Raw genomic sequence first — 19,879 nt, 5'->3', positions numbered from 1 at the left:
TCTCAAAATGAACTTTTCGTTTATAGGAAATACCATCATACCAGTGGTATATAAGCAAGGCAGCAGAGACTCTTACCGTTCGAAAACCAAAGCGGTCCCCTCAACTCATAGAAGTAAGGGTCATTTTCTTGCCTTGTAATAAAAGAATATGCGATATTATAGTATTTATACCTATAATCTAATATCATGATGAAGATAATTCATTTTCTTTTAGTATTACATCATGAGCTCCGCCCTCTTTAATACTAGTTGCTGATACAAGAGTTAATCTAGCCTTCTGCTGTAATTCAGGGATAGTTAATGCCCCACAATTACACATTGTAGATTTAATCTTATAAATAGTTGTATCTAAATTATCTTTAAGTTTACCAGCATATGGAACGTATGAGTCTACTCCCTCTTCAAAGCCAAGCTTGCTGTCACCGCCCATATCATATCTCTGCCAATTTCTAGCACGGTTAGAGCCCTCACCCCAGTACTCTTTAACAAAATTTCCACCAACTTTTATTTTCCTTGTAGGACTCTCATCAAATCTTGCAAAATACCTTCCAAGCATTACAAAATCTGCTCCCATAGCAAGTGCAAGTACAATATGGTAATCATGCACTATTCCTCCATCTGAGCATATAGGAATGTAAATGCCAGACTCTTTTAAGTACTCATCTCTCGCCACTGAAACCTCTATAATTGATGATGCCTGTCCTCTTCCAATACCCTTTTGTTCTCTTGTTATACAAATAGATCCACCGCCAATTCCTACTTTGATAAAATCAGCACCTGCATCTACAAGATATCTGAAGCCTTCTCTGTCAACAACATTACCAGCTCCAACCTTTACCTCTCCATTGTATGTTTCCTTTATCCACTTAATAGTATCAGACTGCCATTCACTATATCCATCAGAAGAATCAATACAGAGTAAATCAACACCTGCCTCAACTAATGCTGTAACTCTTTCCTTATAATCTCTAGTATTGATACCAGCACCAACAACAAGCCTTTTCTGGCTATCCAATAATTCATTGGGATTTTCTTTATGACTGTCATAGTCCTTTCTAAAAACTAAGTATACTAATCTGTCATTTTTATCTATAATAGGAAGACAATTTAGCTTGTGCTCCCAAATCATGTCGTTAGCTTCTTTTAAGGATATACCTTCATGAGCATATATAAGCTGTGAAAAAGGAGTCATAAACTCATGTACTTTTTGATCTAATGATGCTCTGCTTAATCTATAATCTCTGCTTGTTACAATTCCTAATAATTTCCCATTTGGTGTCCCATCTTCAGTAACTACTACTGTAGAGTGCCCTGTTTTTTCTTTTATATTTACAACATCTCTGAGTGTGTTATTTGGGCCTAAATTGCTGTCACTAGCTACAAAACCTGCTTTATACTTTTTAACTCTTCGTACCATTTCAGCTTGATTCTCAATGGTCTGTGATCCAAAAATAAAGGATATTCCCCCACACTTTGCCAAAGCAATTGCCATATTGTCATCAGAAACAGATTGCATTATTGCTGACGCAACAGGTATGTTCAATTCAAGTGCTGATTTCTCTCCTAACTTATGCTTAATTATTGGAGTTTTCAAAACAACATTGCTTGGCATACACTCCTTTGTTGTTAAATTTGGTACTAAAAGATACTCACTAAATGTTCTTGATGGTTCACTATAATAATACGCCATTTTTATCCTCCCTAAATTTTATTCCCACTAAAGCTTAATTTTTTATCTCTATCGCTCAAAAAAGCAAAGAACAAATGTCCTTTGCCTATCGGTAAAAACCGATACAATATATGCTAATAGTTTGACTTCTGACTTTATATAAATCACTCAAATACTTTTTGTGGAATATATTTTTTGAATGATTCTACCATTTTAGCATGTGGCTCAAAAAAAACAAGGGTTTTCTTGCCCTCCTTAATAACCGAAATAAAATAAACATCTGACGAATCCATAGAAGAAACTGCAACAATACGATTTTTATTATTTTGATTATTATAATCATATTTACCACTTGTTAATTTTGCTATCATTTCAAAATCTTTAAATGAGCCACTGAATATTCTTTTTCTCTTTCTTTGAGCAATTATCATGTCAATATCCAAATCACCATTAGTTACAATGTACTCATATTCTATGCTTCTGTTCCTTATTAGCACATAGCCTAAATATCCTATACCAACAACAAACAAAGGTATAAAAGAACCTAGAAACCTAAAAGAAAGTACAACTAGTATCAGAAATAATGACAATAAGATAATTCCAAAAATTATGGCAAAATCTATAATGTTTTTCTTTTTCTTTACTATTTTCTCTAAAAATATATCCACTCTATTCCCTCCCAATAACTTATAACCGACCTTCAAATTACTTAACAATTAAAATTAAATCTTGCTATAAATAATAATAAATAAATTAAATAATATCAAGTACTAATGCCAAGAAATAATAATAATTTTATATATATGTATATTATAATGAATTCTATCATTAATAATCATTTTTTTCAAACTATATTAAATAATTGAAGAATAGAGCATATATTAATAGTCTCCATCTCGCTTTCAGCAAGTTAATTAATATAGGCCAAATATCCGGTTTTATTGATATGATAGTCTAGTTTAGAATCAGCTAAAACAGCTTTGTATGTACATATTATTTTTTTAGCAATTAAAACTCACAAAAGGGTATTACCATTTTAAAATAAATAGAGGATGGCATAATGCCACCCTCATTTAAATATTTACTTTTAGTACATGCCACCCATTCCACCTGGCATTCCGCCACCTGGCATAGCTGGAGTTTCTGGTTCTGGTTTGTCAGTAACAAGACTCTCTGTTGTAAGTACCATTGCAGCAATAGAAGCAGCATTTTGAAGAGCTGATCTAGTAACCTTTGCAGGGTCAACTATACCATTTTCAATCATATTAATATATTTTTCATTTAATGCGTCAAATCCAATGCCCTTTTCGCTAGCTTTGATTTTATCAACTATTACTGAACCTTCAAGACCTGCATTTGCAGCTATTTGTCTTACTGGCTCCTCAAGTGCTCTAAGTATAATCTGGATACCTGTCTTTTCATCGCCAGTTGCTGTTTCAGCTAACTTTGCAACATCAGGTATTACATTTAATAATACTGTACCACCACCAGCTACGATACCTTCTTCAACAGCAGCTCTTGTAGCAGCAAGTGCATCTTCAATTCTAAGCTTCTTTTCTTTCATTTCAACTTCAGTAGCAGCACCAACTTGAATAACTGCAACACCACCAGAAAGTTTTGCAAGTCTTTCTTGAAGCTTTTCTCTATCAAAATCAGATGTTGTATCCTCAATCTGAGTTTTTATTGAATTTATTCTATTCTTAATAGCCTCAGGGCTTCCTGCACCATCAACTATAATTGTATTTTCCTTTTGAACAATTACCTGTCTAGCTTTACCAAGCTGAGCAAGAGTAGTTTCTTTTATGTCAAGACCTAATTCCTCAGTAATAACTTCTCCACCTGTTAAAGCTGCTATATCCTGAAGCATAGCCTTTCTTCTGTCACCAAATCCAGGTGCCTTTACAGCTACGCAAGTAAATGTACCTCTTAATTTGTTAACAACTAAAGTAGCTAAAGCTTCTCCTTCAACATCTTCAGCAATAATTAAGAGTTTCTTTCCCTGTTGAACTATTTGTTCAAGAACTGGGAGTATATCCTGAATATTTGTAATTTTCTTATCTGTTATAAGAATATATGGATCTTCAAGAACAGCTTCTAATTTATCTGTGTCAGTAACCATGTATGCTGATAAATATCCTCTGTCAAACTGCATACCTTCAACAACTTCAAGGTTTGTGCCCATTGTCTTGGATTCTTCAACAGTGATAACACCATCATTTGTTACTTTCTCCATTGCATCAGCAATAAGGTTTCCAATTACTTCATCATTAGCAGAAATAGTTGCAACCCTTGCTATATCTTCTTTTCCCTTAATTTTTTGGCTATTTGCTTTTATCCCAGCAACTGCAACATCAACAGCCTTTTGTAAACCCTTCTTCAAAATCATTGGGTTAGCACCTGCTGCAACGTTTTTCATACCTTCTCTGATTATTGCTTGTGCAAGAAGAGTTGCAGTAGTAGTACCATCACCAGCTACATCGTTAGTCTTAGTAGCAACCTCTTTAACTAACTGAGCACCCATGTTTTCAAATTTATCATCAAGCTCAATCTCTTTAGCTATAGTAACACCGTCATTTGTAATTAAAGGTGAGCCAAATTTCTTATCTAGAACAACATTTCTTCCCTTTGGTCCAAGTGTAACTTTTACTGTATCAGCTAATTGATTAACACCTTTTTCAAGTGCACGTCTAGCGTCTTCACCGAATTTTATTTCCTTTGCCATCTTTTAATGCCTCCTATTTAATTATTCAACAACAGCAAGAATATCTCCCTGCTTCACTATAGTATACTCCTCACCGTCTAGCTTTACTTCAGTTCCGGAATATTTGCTTGTAAGAACTTTGTCTCCAACTTTTACTTCCATTTTAACTTCTTTTCCATCTACTACTGTGCCTGGTCCTACCGCAACGACCTCAGCAACTTGTGGCTTTTCCTTAGCACTGCCTGGCAATACTATACCACTTTTTGTAGTTTCTTCACACTCAAGCATCTTAATAACTACTTTATCACCTAATGGTTTTATTATCATTGTTTTACCTCCCTAAATTTTGTATCTGTTAGCACTCACCATTGCCGAGTGCTAATTATCATGTTATTATAATATCTATTGCATAGAATATTTTCAAACATTCTATATCAATAAAAATAGCTATATTGGGGAATGATTAAAGATTGCAATAGCAAATTGTGGATTTTTCTTCAATTTGCTTCTGATTTAAGCAATTATATTATTAATATAATATCTTATTATTAAAGTTCAATTTTACTTCCCTCAATGCTTTTTCAAAAGCAACTAGTGAAATGTTATATTTTTGAATTAGTTCTTCTTTCTCACATTCAATATAATATAACATGCAATAATTGTATTCCAATGCTGCAGCATAAGCCTCCACATTGCATTTAGATATATCAAGAGGCTTTTTAGTATGGCTTATACAATCATTTAATATGCATATTATTTCCTTCTTATAAGATTGAATATACATTATTTCCCTATGATTTATTGCACATTCAATAATAGGCAAGTACTTTTTACTTATCTTTGTTTTTGGCTCACTTATCTGAGAATATATTTTACGATACCTGTAGGGATCGTACATGGGGTGCCTGACTTCTTGACATATTGTATATACTTTGCAATATTCATCAATTACATGTATACTTTCATCATCTATGGCATTTGAATATATATAACCTTTGATGTCTTCTAACCATGCCATAAGTTCAATATTATCTTTACCCAATGATGCTAGAATTCTATAAGTTTTTTCAAAATTCTCAACACTTCGAGTAAAAGCATATCCTAATAATAACGCAGAAAAAATGAGCTGATCAGAATATTGCGTTATATACATTTCCAAAAGAATAATAAGTTCGTCAGCTCTATTAAACACTATTAATGTTGTGACGGCGCAGAGAAGATCTTCTCTGCATTCTATATTCCCTAAAGTTAATGTCTCTAAAAATCTCTTTACTTTTTTGTGTTTCTTTTCATGTGAAAGCACATATAAGCATAAACAATTTGCAAACATATTATATTTATCTATAAGTCTGACTGTCATTCCAACATAGTTTGCACGTTCATAGCTGCGCTGTTCTAATAAAGCTAAAGTAAGTAAATTTCTGGCTTCTAAATTAAAAGGATGCAAGCTTACTGATTTATATAACTCCCTTATAGCATTATTTAGTTTGTTGTCCTCAAAATACTTCTTTGCATATCTTAAACTAGCAATTGAACGTCTATCAAATTGACTGCCTTGAGGCATATTTTCATAAAGCTTCAAGTAAAAGATCATTTCTGTTACTTCTTCTGAAAACTCCCCATCATTATTAAAATATAGGTATTTTTCAAAATATTCAGCAGCTTTACTAATATCATCTAGTTCAAGACTATTACATCCTAACCCAAAAAAGCAATCAAACATAGTTGGATCATAATTTAAAATTATGTCATTAAATATCCTGTTTGCTTCTTTAGGTCTTCGCATTTCTGACAAAAAGCAAGCAATATTAAATTTATATTCACAATTATCCGGTTCTAGTTCTATAGCTTTTTGCACATTTTTAAAAGCAGCGCTCAAATTATTTTTGTCTGCACAACGCAAACTCTTTGAAAAATAGAACTCTGGATTATTTCGATATTCATCTATGCACAGTAAATTATTTTTCACTTATCTTCTTCCTTTTAACTCACCATATACGTCTTCAAGAGTTAAACCTCTTTCAACTAATAATACTAACAAATGATATATTAAATCAGACACTTCATATCTAATTTCATCTTTAGATTTGTTTTTAGCCGCGATAATAACCTCAGCTGCTTCTTCTCCAACCTTCTTAAGTATCTTATCCAAACCCTTTGTGAATAAATAGTTTGTATATGAACCTTCTTTTGGGTGCACTGTTCTGTCAACAATTACATCATAAACTTCTTGCAGAATCTCTGCAGTTGGCTTTTCGTCATCAACTATTTCAATTTTTTCTTCCCATTTTTCATTTATCATTGTTCTATAAAAACAGGTTCTGCTTCCAGTGTGGCAAGCTGCATCTATTTGCTCTGCTTGGATTAGCAAAGTATCTCCATCGCAATCAAGCTTTATTGATTTCACCAGCTGAAAATGTCCTGATGTTTCACCTTTCAGCCAAAGTTTATTTCTGCTTCTACTAAAATAATGTACTTTTCCGCTCTCTAAGGTTTTATCAAAGGCTTCTTCATTCATATAAGCTACCATTAAAACTTCTTTTGATTTATAGTCTTGTGTAACTACAGGAATAAGCCCTTTTTCATCAAATTTCAACGCTTCCTTTAAATTATTCATTTAGTATTCCTCCTAGCTTTTTGTATGTAAACGCGAAACAAAAACCGCTAAAGTCTAGTTTCAATTCCATTGTTACTAAGATATTGCTTCAAATCTTTTATTTCCATTTCTCTAAAATGAAAAAGTGAAGCAGCAAGCACAGCATCGGCCTTTCCTTCAACTAACGCATCCTTGAAGTGCTCCATTTTCCCAGCTCCTCCTGATGCAATTACAGGAATCTTAACATTTTCAGATATTGTTCTTGTAAGTTCAATATCATATCCATCCTTAGTACCATCTTTGTCCATGCTGGTCAAAAGTATTTCGCCTGCACCAAGCTTTTCCGCTTCAATAGCCCACTCTACAGCATCTTTGCCTGTATTAACTCTTCCGCCGTTTAAATAAGTATCCCAACCTGATCCATCTTGTCTTCTTTTGGCGTCAATTGCCAATACAACACATTGGCTTCCAAACTTCCATGCAGCTTCAGATATCAACTCAGGTCTTTTTAGCGCAGCTGAATTTACACCTACCTTATCGGCACCAGCTTTAAGAATTTCTCTGAAGTCCTCAGCTGTCCTTATTCCTCCGCCTACTGTAAACGGAATAAACACTTGCTCAGCTACTCTTCTTACAACATCAAGCATAATAGCTCTAGCATCTGAAGATGCAGTTATATCAAGAAAGGTCAGTTCGTCAGCTCCTGCTTTGTCATAAAAAGCAGCTGCTTCCACCGGATCTCCGGCATCAATTATATTTACAAATTGAACTCCTTTTACAACCCTGCCTGCATGTACATCCAAGCATGGAATAATCCTTTTTGTAAGCATTTTTTTACTCCTTTAAAGATTCTATTGCTTCTATTAAATTAATATTCCCTGTATATAGTGCTTTTCCAACAATAACACCACTAACTCCAGTAGCTTTCAAGCTTGTTATATCCGCTAAGCAACTTACTCCGCCCGATGCAATTACATCTATCCCTACTGATTTTGCCATATCCTCCATAGCTTCAAGATTTGGCCCTTTTAACATTCCATCCCTTGATATATCAGTATAAATAATTGTTTTTGTTCCTAAAGCTTCAATTTTTTTAGCAAAATCAATTGCTGTAAAGTCACTTGTCTTTTCCCAGCCGTGAATAGCTACCATTCCATCCTTTGCATCAATACCAACCACTATTTTTTCTTTATACTCATTAAGTGCAAGCTTAAGCATTTCTGGGTCATTAACGGCAGATGTACCCAAAATCACTCTGCTCACACCATTTGAAAGAACTGTTTCAATAGTGTTCAAGCTTCTGATTCCTCCGCCTAACTGAACAGGAATAGTTAACTTGGAAGCTATCTGCTTAATTACCTCTAAATTATCAGAATTACCTGATCTAGCTCCATCTAAGTCAACTAAATGTAAATACTCTGCTCCTTGGCTTTCCCACTTCATTGCCATTTCTACGGGATTATCTCCAAATACCGTAACTTCACTGTAGCTGCCTTGCTGTAGCCTAACACATTTACCATTAATAATATCTATTGCAGGATAAATAATCATTTTACTCAAATAGTTAACCTCCAAGAATACATATATCCACGTCAATATTTACTATAAACTACAATCACTGAGCATGGATTCAGTAATTATTTTAACTTTCACAATTTTGTGTTCCAAACCATTCACAATCTCCCGTACCCTAGACTTTTATAAGTACAGGTTAACAGTTCAAACTTAAATACTTGCAAAATATCTAAGTATTGTAAGTCCTACATCTCCGCTCTTTTCAGGATGAAACTGTGTCCCCATAACATTTCCTTTGCATACAGCTGCATCAAATTTAATGCCATAATAGCAAGTTGCTGCTACATCTGATTCCTCCTGTGCAGTCAGGAAATATGAGTGAACAAAATAAACATAGCTTTTTTCTTTTATACCTTTAAAAATACCGTCATTCTGTTTTATTTCGAGACTATTCCACCCCATATGCGGAACCTTCAATCCCATATCAAGAGGAAATTGGGTTACACTGCCTTTCAGCATTCCAAGACCTTTCACCATTTCCCCGCCTTCTGTGCTGTAATCAAATAAAAGCTGCATACCTAAACATATTCCTAATAACGGGGTTCCCTTTTTCGCTACTTCTTCAATGACTGGTATCATATTTATTTTTTCAAGACTATTCATAGCATCAGCAAAAGCACCAACACCAGGTAAAACCACCTTATCAGCAGCTAGTATCTCACTATGATCCGAGGTTATTTTTGAATCAAATCCGATGTAACTAAATGCTTTGTTAACACTTGCCAAATTACCAACGCCATAGTCTATTATAGCAATCATACTAACCTCCCACGCCCATTTTGGGCATACAAATATAGTTGAGCCTTCGTGGAGGGACCTCAGTTTCTTAAGATAAAGAAAACAATTTGAACTTCCTCCACATCGTCAAAAATCCACATGTGGATTTTTTGTGCTCGAAAAACCACCATGTTTGTACAAACTTTTGTTTCGAGTTGATAACCTCCCATACCTACTTTGGGTATAAAACATAGTAAATTTTTCGTAGAGAAACTTCTGCTTTTTAAGATTAAGAATACAGATTGAACTCCATCCACCTACAAAACATCATATTACTTACTATTTGCTATGTAGCTGATAACCCTAAAGCCCATTTCGGCATAAATATATGGTTAATTACTCGTAGTAGAGAAAAGAACTTATTTAAATTTAACTCCTGTTATTCTCTCATATGCTTCTATATATTTTGCCTCAGTTTTTTTAATAACTTCTTCAGGAAGCTTCGGTGCAGGAGGCTGCTTGTCCCATGTAAGTGTCTCAAGATACTCTCTTAAATACTGCTTGTCAAAACTCTTTTGTGCTCTTCCAGGCTGATATTCATCCATTGCCCAAAATCTTGATGAATCAGGAGTACAAACTTCATCTCCTACTACTAATTCACCATTTGATATACCAAATTCAAACTTTGTATCTGCCAATATTAAGCCTTTACTTTCAGCATGTTTGCTAGCCTTCAGATAAAGATTGATGCTGGCATCTCTTAGCTTGTTTGCCATTTCAACTCCAACCTTGTCACAAAGTCCTTCAAAGGAAACATTGATGTCATGTCCTTCTGACTCTTTTGTAGAAGGAGTAAATATAGGTTCAGGTAACTTATCAGCTTGTTTCAAACCAGCTGGAAGCTTTATTCCACATATGCTGCCTGTTTCATTGTATTCTTTTAATCCAGAGCCCTCTAAATATCCTCTTACTATACATTCTGCAGGAACCATATCTATCTTCTTTACAAGCATTGATCTGCCTTCAAGTTCCTCTTTAAATGCTGATAACTCTTTTGGATATTGGTTTACATCAGTAGTTATAACATGGTTTCCAATAACATCCTTTGTATAGTCAAACCAAAAAGCCGAAATACTGTTAAGAACTACTCCCTTATTTGGTATCAGTTCAGAAAAAATAACATCAAAAGCTGATATTCTATCTGTCACAACTATAAGCAGCTTATCACCTAAATCATAAACATTTCTAACTTTCCCCTTAATAAATAGCGGCAATCTAATAAAATCTGTGTTATTAATAAGCATTTATAACCTCCTATAAATTTTAATTTTTAATTACATGCTCTATTTCTAAATATCTTTATCTTATTTTTCCAGCCAGTTAAAATCAAACCAGCTACATACTTATTTTTTAATTTTGAAAATTCGTAGTTTTTTACAACGTTTGTTTTCGAATTATTTGAAATCTCTTAACCTTAAATTATTTATCATTTAAAATTGCCATTATCACAGCATTCCTTTAGTAGACATAACGCCAACTATTCTAGTATCTATTTTTGTAGCCTCATCCAATGCTCTTCCAAAGGCCTTAAACATTGCCTCAATTATATGATGACAATTGGTTCCATGCAAAAGCTTTATATGTAATGTAATTCCTGCATTAAATGCAACCGCTCTAAAGAACTCTTCAACTAACTGGGTATCCATTTGTCCGACCATCTGTTGTGAAAATTCAGCATCAAATACAAGAAAGGGTCTATCGCTCAAGTCCAAAGACACCTGAACTAGGGACTCATCCATAGGCACAAAAGCAGTTCCATATCTTTTAATTGATTTTTTATCGCCTAATGCCTGTCTTATGGCTAGTCCTAAAGCAATACCAGTATCTTCAACTGTATGATGTGCATCAACTTCCAAATCACCCTTCACATCGAAGTCTGCATCCATCAATCCATGTTTAGTAAATAAAACCAGCATATGGTCAAAAAAGCCTATACCAGAATTACAATTACAGTCGCCTTTTCCGTCAAGATTTATTTTAAGCTTAATCTGTGTTTCCTTAGTGTTTCTGTTTACTAAGCCCTCTCGCAATAGTATCCCTCCATCCCAACAATTTGTCGAACTTTTTTCCGATTTTTTTGTATAATGTTCGCTATTTATTATAACAGATAGTAGAAAGTTCATCAAGAAAAATGCTATTTTGTTCATTTGTACCTATGCTAATCCTTAGACATCCTGTCAATAAAGGCGCTAAGCCAAAGTTTCTGACAAAAATCCCCTTTTCGCATAGCCTATTATATACATCATTACAATTGTCAACTTTCACAAGTATAAAATTAGCATATGATTTATAAACTTCTACACCTTTTATATTAGACAATTTCCCAATCATCCACTCTCTTTGCTCTATTAGATATTCAATATTTTTATTTATCTCCTCTTTGTCAGATAAAATCAGTTGCGCAATATACTGAGAAAGGGAACTAATATTATATGGAGGTCTAGCCAGATTAACAGCACTGGCCAATTTTTTGCAGGATATTGAATACCCGCATCTTATTCCAGCCAATCCATAAGCCTTTGAGAAGGTTCTAAGCACCAACAGATTTTCATATTCCTTAACATATGGTATCACCGTATTATCACAGAACTCTCCATATGCCTCATCGACTACAACAATAGATTTACGGCAGTATTTCACCACATCAATCACATCTGAAACAGACATTATATTACCTGTAGGATTGTTTGGATTACAAATATAAATAATTTTGGGCTGTTCCTTTTCATATGCCTCAAGGATAGTTTCTTTTGAATATTCATATCCATCCTCTGGATTTAGCAGATATTTTACAGGAGTGCCTCCTGCAATCAAGCATGAATCTCTATACATGCTGAAGGAAGGAACAGGGTAAAGAATCTTATCTCCAACTCCTATGAATACATTTGTCATTACTTGAATAAGTTGATCAGAGCCAGTCCCTACTATTATACCTTCTGAATCCACATCCCAGTGTTCTGAAATTGTTTTTCTTAATTGTATTGAGTCAGTATCTGGATATAAATTTAGCTGGGGATCATTCTTTATAAATTCGGACAACTTTTCTCTTACTGTTAATGGTAAATTAAATGGACTTTCATTTGCATCTAATTTAATTTTATATGGCTGCTGATTTGCATTATACGGCGTAAAAGACCGTATTTCAGGTCTTATTAATTCTTCTATCATATTAACCTCCCACGCCTCATTTGGGCATAAAATTTTGGTAAAGACTTCGTGGATGCATCTCCGTTTCTTGAGATTAAGTTAAATAATTTGAGCCTCTTCCACACCGTTTAAAATCCACTTGTGGATTTTTGTTGCTCGAAAACGCAGGATTTTTGAGCAAACTTTGCTTTTAAGATTTTTGAATTATTTATTTTCTCCCTCAAATCTCACTTTAACTGCATTTGCGTGTGCATCTAAAAGTTCGGCCTCCGCAAATCTGGCAATATCCTTGTAAGTTTTTTCGAGTGCTTGTCTGTTATAATATATTAAACTGGATTTCTTTAAAAATTGGTCTACATTCACTGGAGAAGAAAATCTCGCAGTTCCACTGGTAGGCAGAACATGGCTTGGCCCTGCCATATAATCTCCCAACGGTTCTGGAGAATAATTCCCAACAAATATTGCGCCTGCATTTTTAATTAACCCCAGCATGCTCATAGGCTCATTTATGCATATTTCAAGGTGTTCAGGAGCTATGTTATTTGAAACTTCTATAGCCTGCTCAATATTGTCAACCAAAACTGCAAATCCATAATCCTCTAATGACTTTTCAATAATTGATTTCCTGCTCAAATTAGCTAACTGCTTTTCAATCTGCACAGCAACTTTCTTCACAAGGCTTTCATCATCTGTAATTAGAACAGATGATGCCAACATATCGTGCTCTGCTTGAGAAAGCAGGTCAGCAGCCACATATTCAGGCTTTGCTGTAGAATCAGCTATCACCAATATTTCACTTGGACCTGCAAACATATCAATATCACATTCTCCAAATATCAATCTTTTTGCTGTAGCTACATAAACATTTCCTGGCCCGCATATTTTATCCACTTTAGGTATTGTCTCTGTACCATAAGCCATTGCTGCAATAGCCTGAGCACCGCCCACTCTATATACTTCATCAACTCCAGCTTCTCTAGCTGCAACTAATATAGCTGGATTGACACTGCCATCTTTAGAGGGAGGAGTACACATAATTATTTTTGAAACTCCTGCGACTTTTGCAGGAATAGCAGTCATTAAAACAGAGGATATTAGCGGAGCTGTGCCTCCTGGAACATATAATCCCGCCTTTTCAATTGGACGAACTAATTGTCCTAGCATTGAACCGTCTTCATTTGGACTAATCCAACTGTTCTGCAGTTGTTTCTCATGAAAGTTCCAGATATTTTGCTTAGATTTTTTAATTGTTTCTAATAATTCAGCATCAACTTCAGCATAGGCAGCAGTTATTTCAGCCTCCGAAACCTTAATCTCCTCAATATCAGCCTTATCAAATCTCTTGCTATAATCCTTTAACGCTTTATCGCCCAATTTTCTCACGTTCTCCAAAATGTCAGCAACAACACTCATTATACTTGCTCCATCTGAAGACTTTGTTCTCTGAATTAGTTTATTATACAAGTTGTTCGCAGCTACTTGGTTATTGTCATTACGTAAATCTACAATATTAAACATATAAACCTCCCACACCCCCATTGGGTACAAAATTATGTCGGAACAATCAGCGAAAAACACTGATTTACTAAGCTTACAGCTACTTTCTGACAGTTCTAATTACAGACACACTGTCAAAATATATTTTATGTTTTTTGCTCAAATAAATCATGTTGGTACTAACTTTGTTTTGCATATTAAAACAAGCTTACATTTCTTTGATACCATCTAACAGCACAAATAGTAAAGAAAAGTTTTGTATCAAACTTAAATTAAGCTTTCATAAAATTAAGCTTCTTTGTTTTTCAGCTGTTCTGCTATACCGCTTACTATTCTCTGAATACGTTCATTCTCCATTTTCATACTAACTCTATTTACAATCATTCTAGCACTAATATCAGCAATTGTATCTAATACTACCAAACCATTTTCTTTTAATGTACGTCCACTTTCAACAAGGTCTACAATAACCTCAGCTAAGCCTACCAATGGAGCAAGTTCAACAGAACCATTTAGCTTAATAATCTCTACACTTTCTCTTCTAGTTTTTTCGAAATAATTTCTAGCTATATTTGGATATTTAGTTCCAACTCTTTTTATATTTAACTCCTCAATCTTACCTTCCAACTCTTTAGGCCCTGCAAGGCACATTCTACAAGCCGCAAATCCTAAATCCAGCACTTCATATAGATTTCTGCCTTCTTCAAGAATAGTATCCTTTCCCACAATTCCTATATCAGCAGCTCCGTATTCAACATATGTAGGAACATCAGCAGGCTTTGCCAGAAAAAACTTAATTTTATTATTTTCATCTGAAAGTATCAGTTTTCTTGTTGAAGACTTTAGCTCTGAGCAGTCAATTCCTATTCCTTCGAATAATTCCATTGCCACGTCTGTAAGCCTTCCCTTTGATAATGCAATTGTCAAATATCTCATAATTGTTTGCCTCCATTTAATCATCTATCAAAACTTCAAATAATCTTTTCAATTAAACTTTTCAATTAACAATTAAACTCTTGAATTACTATAAATAAGTCTATACCTCTATTTTGCTATACTCCAATAAATATGAGCTCATCTGCCTTTATGTATTTTTACTCAGCTATAGCAAAACATTTATTACTACTTGCCTTCCTATAATATAGTTATAAAGTCTAAGTTAGAATTTTACTCTAACCTATAGTTAACATATAACTATGTTTGCAACAGCGTTAACCCTTAGCTTTTATTACAACTGTATTAGGGAAGCACCAAGTATTTCTGTCTGATTGTCTCAAACAATAAACCGCTGCTTATACAGACAATCTTTAACATTGATTTAAGTTAGTTACAATATTTTAATGTAAAAGCAATATAGTATTACTTGTTGAGCAACTCATTATAACTGGTTTCTTTTGTAGTGTTATTAACTATATCATAAATAGTAATTTTACCCTTGTCTTCAATATAAATAACACCACCTATTTGTTTTGCTTGTGCATAGCTGATACCCTGCTCAATTTCTTCTGTCAGCACCAAGGTCTCAATACTCATTGCTTGTTTTCTAAGTGCTTCAGCTATCTCAATTGCACTTTTTCTGTTGGCTTTTTTATAGCAAATCAGCGAATCCACACTTGGCTTTTCAAATGCCATCTGCGCTTTCTCAAGTGCTGTCATTAACATATTTATTCCTAATGAAAAGCCTGTTGCTGGACAATCTCTTCCAAAGCTGGAGGTCAAGCTGTCATATCTGCCTCCCGAAAGTATGGGAAAGCCTACACCATGTGTAAAGCCTCTGAATATTATACCTGTATCGTAATTAAGTCCTTTTAGCATTCCAAAATCAACAGAAATATACTTTGTAAAGCCATAATCACCGAGTATCCCTATTACCTCTTCGATATTCTCCAAAGCAGCCAAGCTTCTGCTGTTTTTTGTTGTTTTCTTGAGTTCTTCTATAACTTCAATTGAACCAAATAAACCAGGTAGCTTTATAATAAGCTTTCTCAGCTGTTCACTCATTTTGTAGCTGTTTGCTATTTGTTCTACTCCAACGATATCTTTTCTATCGATTAGCTTTGATATCTTAATGGTGTCTTCATTAGTAAAGCCAGCTTCTTCTGCCAAGCCTTTAAAGAATTCAACCTGACCTATATCAATCTGGAAATTCTCTAAACCTGCAGTTTTAAGCACATTTATGGCAATGGCTATAATCTCTGCATCACTCTCAGAAGAATAATCACCCAAAAGTTCAACACCAGCTTGTGTAAACTCATTCTGACGGCCACCGCCCACTTCATTAAATCTAAAAACATTTCCAATATATGAATATTTAATTGGCAGCTTTAAATCACGATTTTTAGTTGCTGTAATTCTAGCAACAGGAACTGTTATATCAGGTCTTAATACAAGAATCCTTCCCTTTTGGTCAAAAAATTTAACCATTGATTCTTGCGGAAAGTGCTCTACTTCTGAAGAAAACACATCAAAAAACTCTATCGTTGGAGTTTCCACTTCATAATAACCATAGGCTCTGAATGTGCTACGGATTTTACTTTCCAATTCTCTTTTTGCATAACATTCATCAAACAAAATATCCTGTACACCATCTGGCGTATATATTTTCCATTTTGACATAAATCGTTCTCCCCTTAGAAGTTTTTGTATTAACAAAAAATAACTAACATCATCTACTATCTCTCTACTTTATTACACTAAAGTTATAAAGTAATAAATCAGTAAATTACATTAATTATATTCGATTTTTTAATTAGAGTCAAGCTTTTTAGAAAAATTTGGAGATATGTGAATTACACAACAAAAAAAGTTTTAGAAAAAATAATTTTTCTAAAACTTTTTATAAAATATTTAAGTATCTTTTTCACAAATTGGCTAAAGCCAATGCAACTAATACATACAATCTGTTATATAGCTTTATAATTTTCTGATATCCACCTCCTATATTCATTCTATATCTATATGCGCTTTTCTCTTTTATGATTTGCCCGAAAAGGGGTTAGAACGGACAAATATAAAAAATCAAATTTACAATAGACTTATCAAATATTATATACCATAAATAAATACTTTAAGGGATATTAAACCTATTAATATTGCAAGAAAAACAAAAGGAATAATCATAAATTGCACAAACATCTTTTCACGTTGTTTCTCTAATGTTACAAAAGAAAGAAACATGGCGCCTCCTGTAGAGAACGGAGAAATAACAGTTGTTGAATCACCTACACTAACTGCAGAGAATAGAAGTCCTGGATTTATACCAGTTATATCAGCAATTCCAGATACAAGAGGATATAAAGTAGGATAAACAACTCCTGGCCCATCTGAAATAAAGCTCATTAAGCCGCTACAGCCTGCCATTATAACAGGAATTAGCTTTGGTGTTACATTAGTTCCTACAAGTTCAGCCAACTCTTGAATGATACCACATTTCTCACCTACACCAACTAACAGCCCCATACCCGTAACTAATATTAGGGTACTCCACGGTATTTTACGAAATACTTCTTTTTCATCGCCTAGCTTTAATAAAAAGCTTATTGTTGCACCTATTAATGCCGCAAAGGTGAAATCAAATTTACTCTTAACTAATTCTATAACCGTGTTGTTAGGGAAAATTAAACCAAGCAGATTTGGGGATAGATACATTAAAATAACAAAGGCAATTATACCAATACTAGTTGCCTGTTCTTTTGTAAACTCCGACGGTTTTTCCATAATAGCGGGTTTTAATTTATATCCTTTTAAAATAAAATAGAAAAGAATAAAAATAAAAGTATGAAACATCATAGCATTTGAAAAAACCATTTGTTGAAGCGTACTTGCCTGTTCTGAATATTCTGTTCTTTCTATCAAACCCCTAACCAGCTGACCTACTACACTCAATTGTGATAAAGAAATCCCGGATGCTCCACAAGTTACTGCAATTACTCCAAGCAACGGGTTCATTCCGGAAATAGCTGCAATTTTTAATGTTATAGGAGCCATAACAACCGTTGCGACATAAGGCCCCCCGCCAGATCCTGCGATTAAGACGGTAATTAGAAAGATTCCTATAGGAATCATGGCAGGAATGGTTCTAAAACGATAAATGAACTTTATAGCCAATTTTTCGATTGATCCATTAGACGATGCAAAACTATAAAACAAGCTTATTGAGAATATAATTAAAAATAGCTTTGCAGGCCATATTTGAAACAATTCGCTGACGCTGACGTCAAGTACGGAAACTGACAAGAGATAGGCAAATACTATAGCAATGAAACCAATATTTACTTTAAATATAGAACCTATAACAATTACCAATACAATTGACGCCAAAAATATCAGAATGTCGTTCATTATTTTCCCCCCTACACGTTTGTAGAAAAAGAGAGTTTCCTGCAATGCATTCCCCACATTAGATGGAATGTCATTGCAGGGTTAGATTTATTTTTACCCAATTATATTAGAAAAAATTAGGCTCTGAAACTCCTTCTCTGAGTACAACTTTCAATGCATCATTCCTACAAGCAAGGGTACATCCGCCGCAACCTACACAACGATGAGGATCAACTTCAATATGTCCTCCCTCAACTGTATAAAGAGCCTGACATACATTGTCTACACAACGCTGACACCTAATGCATTTTTCACGATCAATATTTATAATGGTCTTTCCAGCCATCATATCAAGGTCTTGGTTATACTTAATGTATTGCTGGCTTATACCAACTATTTCTTGAAGGCTGTTATAACCTTGTTCTTTAACAAACTTTTTCATGAAGCTGATACCTCTTCTAATCAGACCATTACCCTGTTCAATAATTCCAGTACAAGGTTGTACGAGGCTTGCTCCTAACATCATAGCTTCAATGAAATGTTCAGGTTCAACTAAACCACCAGCTGCAGCAATATCCAAACCAGGAACATATCTTTTTACAGCAGCTACATCTTTATAACATGGAACTCTTAGGAATGAACCTGATACCATACAGAATGGGCTTCCGTCCATATATGGCCATTGTGGTTTTCCTCCATTATATATATCTGGTGGTGCCATACCTACTGCTGCATTAAACATTTGTACAAACTTAGCACCAGCACTTCTTGCTGCTTGAGCCATAGTGATAATACGAGGATATCCAGTTTCTGGAGTTAACTTAACACCTACTGGAATTTTAACAGCATCTACAACTGCTTTTGTGATTTCGTACACATACTTTTCATTATCTCCCATCAATAAACCTTGATATAGAGGAGTGTATTTATCTTGGAAATATCCTTGAAGAGTTCCATCAAGACCGCTTGGCAACGGACATCCAAGGTTAATCTCTATCATATCTACTCCCAATTCTTCAAATCTCTTCGCTCCGTCTACCCAGGTTTCGGCGATATTCGCAATTCCTCCAAGGTTTAATACAAGAGGTACTTCTTTAGGCTTTTTCTTTTGAAGTGCTTCAATCATGAACGCAAAACGGTCTTTGTTGAATTTACCAAAACCAGCATCCAATAAGAATGGTGAAGGCACAAAGTAAAAGCCTTCTGTTCCGTATGGATCCTTACCTGGAATTTTCAACATACGGTGACCTACTTTCTTACTTTTCCTTCTAAAAGGGACCTCTATTGTCTGGCAACGTTCTTGTATTAAGCGCTCTGTTTCTGGTGTAACATAGGTGCCTGCCATTATAATATAACCTGCACCAGCCTTCACATGTTTCATAAAAATATCTGAGTTAATGTCCACATACTCCTGAGTACTATTTGAGTGACCCCAATGCTCTCCGATGGCTCCTACACCAATTGGATTAGGAAATGTAAGGCCTCCAAACTTTACACTTAAATCTGGTCCTTTATCTGGCATTTCTGCTACCTCCTTGGAATTATGAAATATACTTCGTATGCTTAAAGTATAACCAAGGTTTTTTTATATGTGAAA

17 protein-coding genes are annotated in these 19,879 nt (G+C 34.5%); all 17 read right to left on the bottom strand.

What is annotated here, in order from left to right; genetic code table 11:
• Window positions 1–184 precede the first annotated feature (184 nt).
• Window positions 185–1,690, bottom strand: coding sequence for an IMP dehydrogenase (locus EHE19_RS03700; protein WP_137697636.1), 1,506 nt, complete (start codon window positions 1,688–1,690; stop codon window positions 185–187).
• A 143-nt stretch (window positions 1,691–1,833) separates the two neighbouring features.
• Window positions 1,834–2,337 (bottom strand): DUF6106 family protein, encoded by a 504-nt coding sequence (locus EHE19_RS03695; RefSeq protein ID WP_137697635.1) that lies wholly within the window; start codon window positions 2,335–2,337, stop codon window positions 1,834–1,836.
• A 419-nt stretch (window positions 2,338–2,756) separates the two neighbouring features.
• A complete protein-coding gene (gene groL / locus EHE19_RS03690; RefSeq protein ID WP_137697634.1) occupies window positions 2,757–4,391 on the bottom strand; it encodes a chaperonin GroEL in 1,635 nt (544 codons plus the stop codon).
• A gap of 21 nt (window positions 4,392–4,412) precedes the next feature.
• Window positions 4,413–4,697, bottom strand: a complete 285-nt coding sequence (locus tag EHE19_RS03685; protein WP_137697633.1) for a co-chaperone GroES — start codon at window positions 4,695–4,697, stop codon at window positions 4,413–4,415.
• 202 nt (window positions 4,698–4,899) lie between these two features.
• On the bottom strand, window positions 4,900–6,339 hold the full coding sequence (locus EHE19_RS03680; protein ID WP_137697632.1) for a tetratricopeptide repeat protein: 1,440 nt from the start codon (window positions 6,337–6,339) through the stop codon (window positions 4,900–4,902).
• Window positions 6,340–6,987 (bottom strand): bifunctional phosphoribosyl-AMP cyclohydrolase/phosphoribosyl-ATP diphosphatase HisIE, encoded by a 648-nt coding sequence (gene hisIE, locus EHE19_RS03675; RefSeq protein ID WP_137697631.1) that lies wholly within the window; start codon window positions 6,985–6,987, stop codon window positions 6,340–6,342.
• A gap of 47 nt (window positions 6,988–7,034) precedes the next feature.
• On the bottom strand, window positions 7,035–7,796 hold the full coding sequence (gene hisF, locus EHE19_RS03670) for an imidazole glycerol phosphate synthase subunit HisF (protein WP_137697630.1): 762 nt from the start codon (window positions 7,794–7,796) through the stop codon (window positions 7,035–7,037).
• Window positions 7,797–7,800: 4 nt separating this feature from the next.
• Window positions 7,801–8,517 carry a 1-(5-phosphoribosyl)-5-[(5-phosphoribosylamino)methylideneamino]imidazole-4-carboxamide isomerase gene (hisA, locus tag EHE19_RS03665; protein WP_137697655.1) on the bottom strand — a complete coding sequence of 239 codons (717 nt, stop codon included), beginning with the start codon at window positions 8,515–8,517 and terminating at the stop codon, window positions 7,801–7,803.
• A gap of 174 nt (window positions 8,518–8,691) precedes the next feature.
• Window positions 8,692–9,300, bottom strand: coding sequence for an imidazole glycerol phosphate synthase subunit HisH (gene hisH, locus EHE19_RS03660; RefSeq protein WP_137697629.1), 609 nt, complete (start codon window positions 9,298–9,300; stop codon window positions 8,692–8,694).
• 377 nt (window positions 9,301–9,677) lie between these two features.
• A complete protein-coding gene (locus tag EHE19_RS03655; RefSeq protein ID WP_137697628.1) occupies window positions 9,678–10,562 on the bottom strand; it encodes a phosphoribosylaminoimidazolesuccinocarboxamide synthase in 885 nt (294 codons plus the stop codon).
• A gap of 201 nt (window positions 10,563–10,763) precedes the next feature.
• Window positions 10,764–11,348: an imidazoleglycerol-phosphate dehydratase HisB gene (gene hisB / locus EHE19_RS03650; protein ID WP_137697627.1), complete on the bottom strand. Its 585-nt coding sequence runs from the start codon at window positions 11,346–11,348 to the stop codon at window positions 10,764–10,766.
• A gap of 61 nt (window positions 11,349–11,409) precedes the next feature.
• Window positions 11,410–12,486, bottom strand: coding sequence for a histidinol-phosphate transaminase (gene hisC / locus EHE19_RS03645; RefSeq protein ID WP_137697626.1), 1,077 nt, complete (start codon window positions 12,484–12,486; stop codon window positions 11,410–11,412).
• A gap of 183 nt (window positions 12,487–12,669) precedes the next feature.
• The gene (gene hisD, locus EHE19_RS03640; protein WP_137697625.1) at window positions 12,670–13,983 is read right to left on the bottom strand and encodes a histidinol dehydrogenase; all 1,314 of its coding nucleotides are present in this window, start codon (window positions 13,981–13,983) and stop codon (window positions 12,670–12,672) included.
• Between the two features lie 267 nt (window positions 13,984–14,250).
• The gene (gene hisG / locus EHE19_RS03635; RefSeq protein WP_137697624.1) at window positions 14,251–14,898 is read right to left on the bottom strand and encodes an ATP phosphoribosyltransferase; all 648 of its coding nucleotides are present in this window, start codon (window positions 14,896–14,898) and stop codon (window positions 14,251–14,253) included.
• Window positions 14,899–15,321: 423 nt separating this feature from the next.
• Window positions 15,322–16,578 (bottom strand): ATP phosphoribosyltransferase regulatory subunit, encoded by a 1,257-nt coding sequence (gene hisZ, locus EHE19_RS03630; RefSeq protein ID WP_137697623.1) that lies wholly within the window; start codon window positions 16,576–16,578, stop codon window positions 15,322–15,324.
• 429 nt (window positions 16,579–17,007) lie between these two features.
• Window positions 17,008–18,303, bottom strand: coding sequence for an SLC13 family permease (locus EHE19_RS03625; protein ID WP_137697622.1), 1,296 nt, complete (start codon window positions 18,301–18,303; stop codon window positions 17,008–17,010).
• A gap of 106 nt (window positions 18,304–18,409) precedes the next feature.
• A complete protein-coding gene (locus EHE19_RS03620) occupies window positions 18,410–19,804 on the bottom strand; it encodes a 4Fe-4S binding protein (RefSeq protein WP_137697621.1) in 1,395 nt (464 codons plus the stop codon).
• Window positions 19,805–19,879 lie beyond the last annotated feature (75 nt).

This window comes from Ruminiclostridium herbifermentans, assembly GCF_005473905.2.
GTDB lineage: Bacteria > Bacillota > Clostridia > Acetivibrionales > DSM-1351 > Ruminiclostridium > Ruminiclostridium herbifermentans.
The sequence above is the reverse complement of the archived record's forward strand: the minus strand, read 5'-3'. Positions and strand labels throughout refer to the sequence as shown.

Coding starts and splice junctions, on each gene's coding strand:
- hisG (WP_137697624.1), bottom strand. CDS start 14,898: ATGAGATATTTGACAATTGCATTATCAAAGGGAAGGCTTACAGACGTG.
- EHE19_RS03625 (WP_137697622.1), bottom strand. CDS start 18,303: ATGAACGACATTCTGATATTTTTGGCGTCAATTGTATTGGTAATTGTT.
- hisC (WP_137697626.1), bottom strand. CDS start 12,486: ATGATAGAAGAATTAATAAGACCTGAAATACGGTCTTTTACGCCGTAT.
- hisA (WP_137697655.1), bottom strand. CDS start 8,517: ATGATTATTTATCCTGCAATAGATATTATTAATGGTAAATGTGTTAGG.
- hisF (WP_137697630.1), bottom strand. CDS start 7,796: ATGCTTACAAAAAGGATTATTCCATGCTTGGATGTACATGCAGGCAGG.
- EHE19_RS03700 (WP_137697636.1), bottom strand. CDS start 1,690: ATGGCGTATTATTATAGTGAACCATCAAGAACATTTAGTGAGTATCTT.
- hisD (WP_137697625.1), bottom strand. CDS start 13,983: ATGTTTAATATTGTAGATTTACGTAATGACAATAACCAAGTAGCTGCG.
- EHE19_RS03685 (WP_137697633.1), bottom strand. CDS start 4,697: ATGATAATAAAACCATTAGGTGATAAAGTAGTTATTAAGATGCTTGAG.
- EHE19_RS03620 (WP_137697621.1), bottom strand. CDS start 19,804: ATGCCAGATAAAGGACCAGATTTAAGTGTAAAGTTTGGAGGCCTTACA.
- groL (WP_137697634.1), bottom strand. CDS start 4,391: ATGGCAAAGGAAATAAAATTCGGTGAAGACGCTAGACGTGCACTTGAA.
- hisIE (WP_137697631.1), bottom strand. CDS start 6,987: ATGAATAATTTAAAGGAAGCGTTGAAATTTGATGAAAAAGGGCTTATT.
- hisZ (WP_137697623.1), bottom strand. CDS start 16,578: ATGTCAAAATGGAAAATATATACGCCAGATGGTGTACAGGATATTTTG.
- EHE19_RS03655 (WP_137697628.1), bottom strand. CDS start 10,562: ATGCTTATTAATAACACAGATTTTATTAGATTGCCGCTATTTATTAAG.
- hisH (WP_137697629.1), bottom strand. CDS start 9,300: ATGATTGCTATAATAGACTATGGCGTTGGTAATTTGGCAAGTGTTAAC.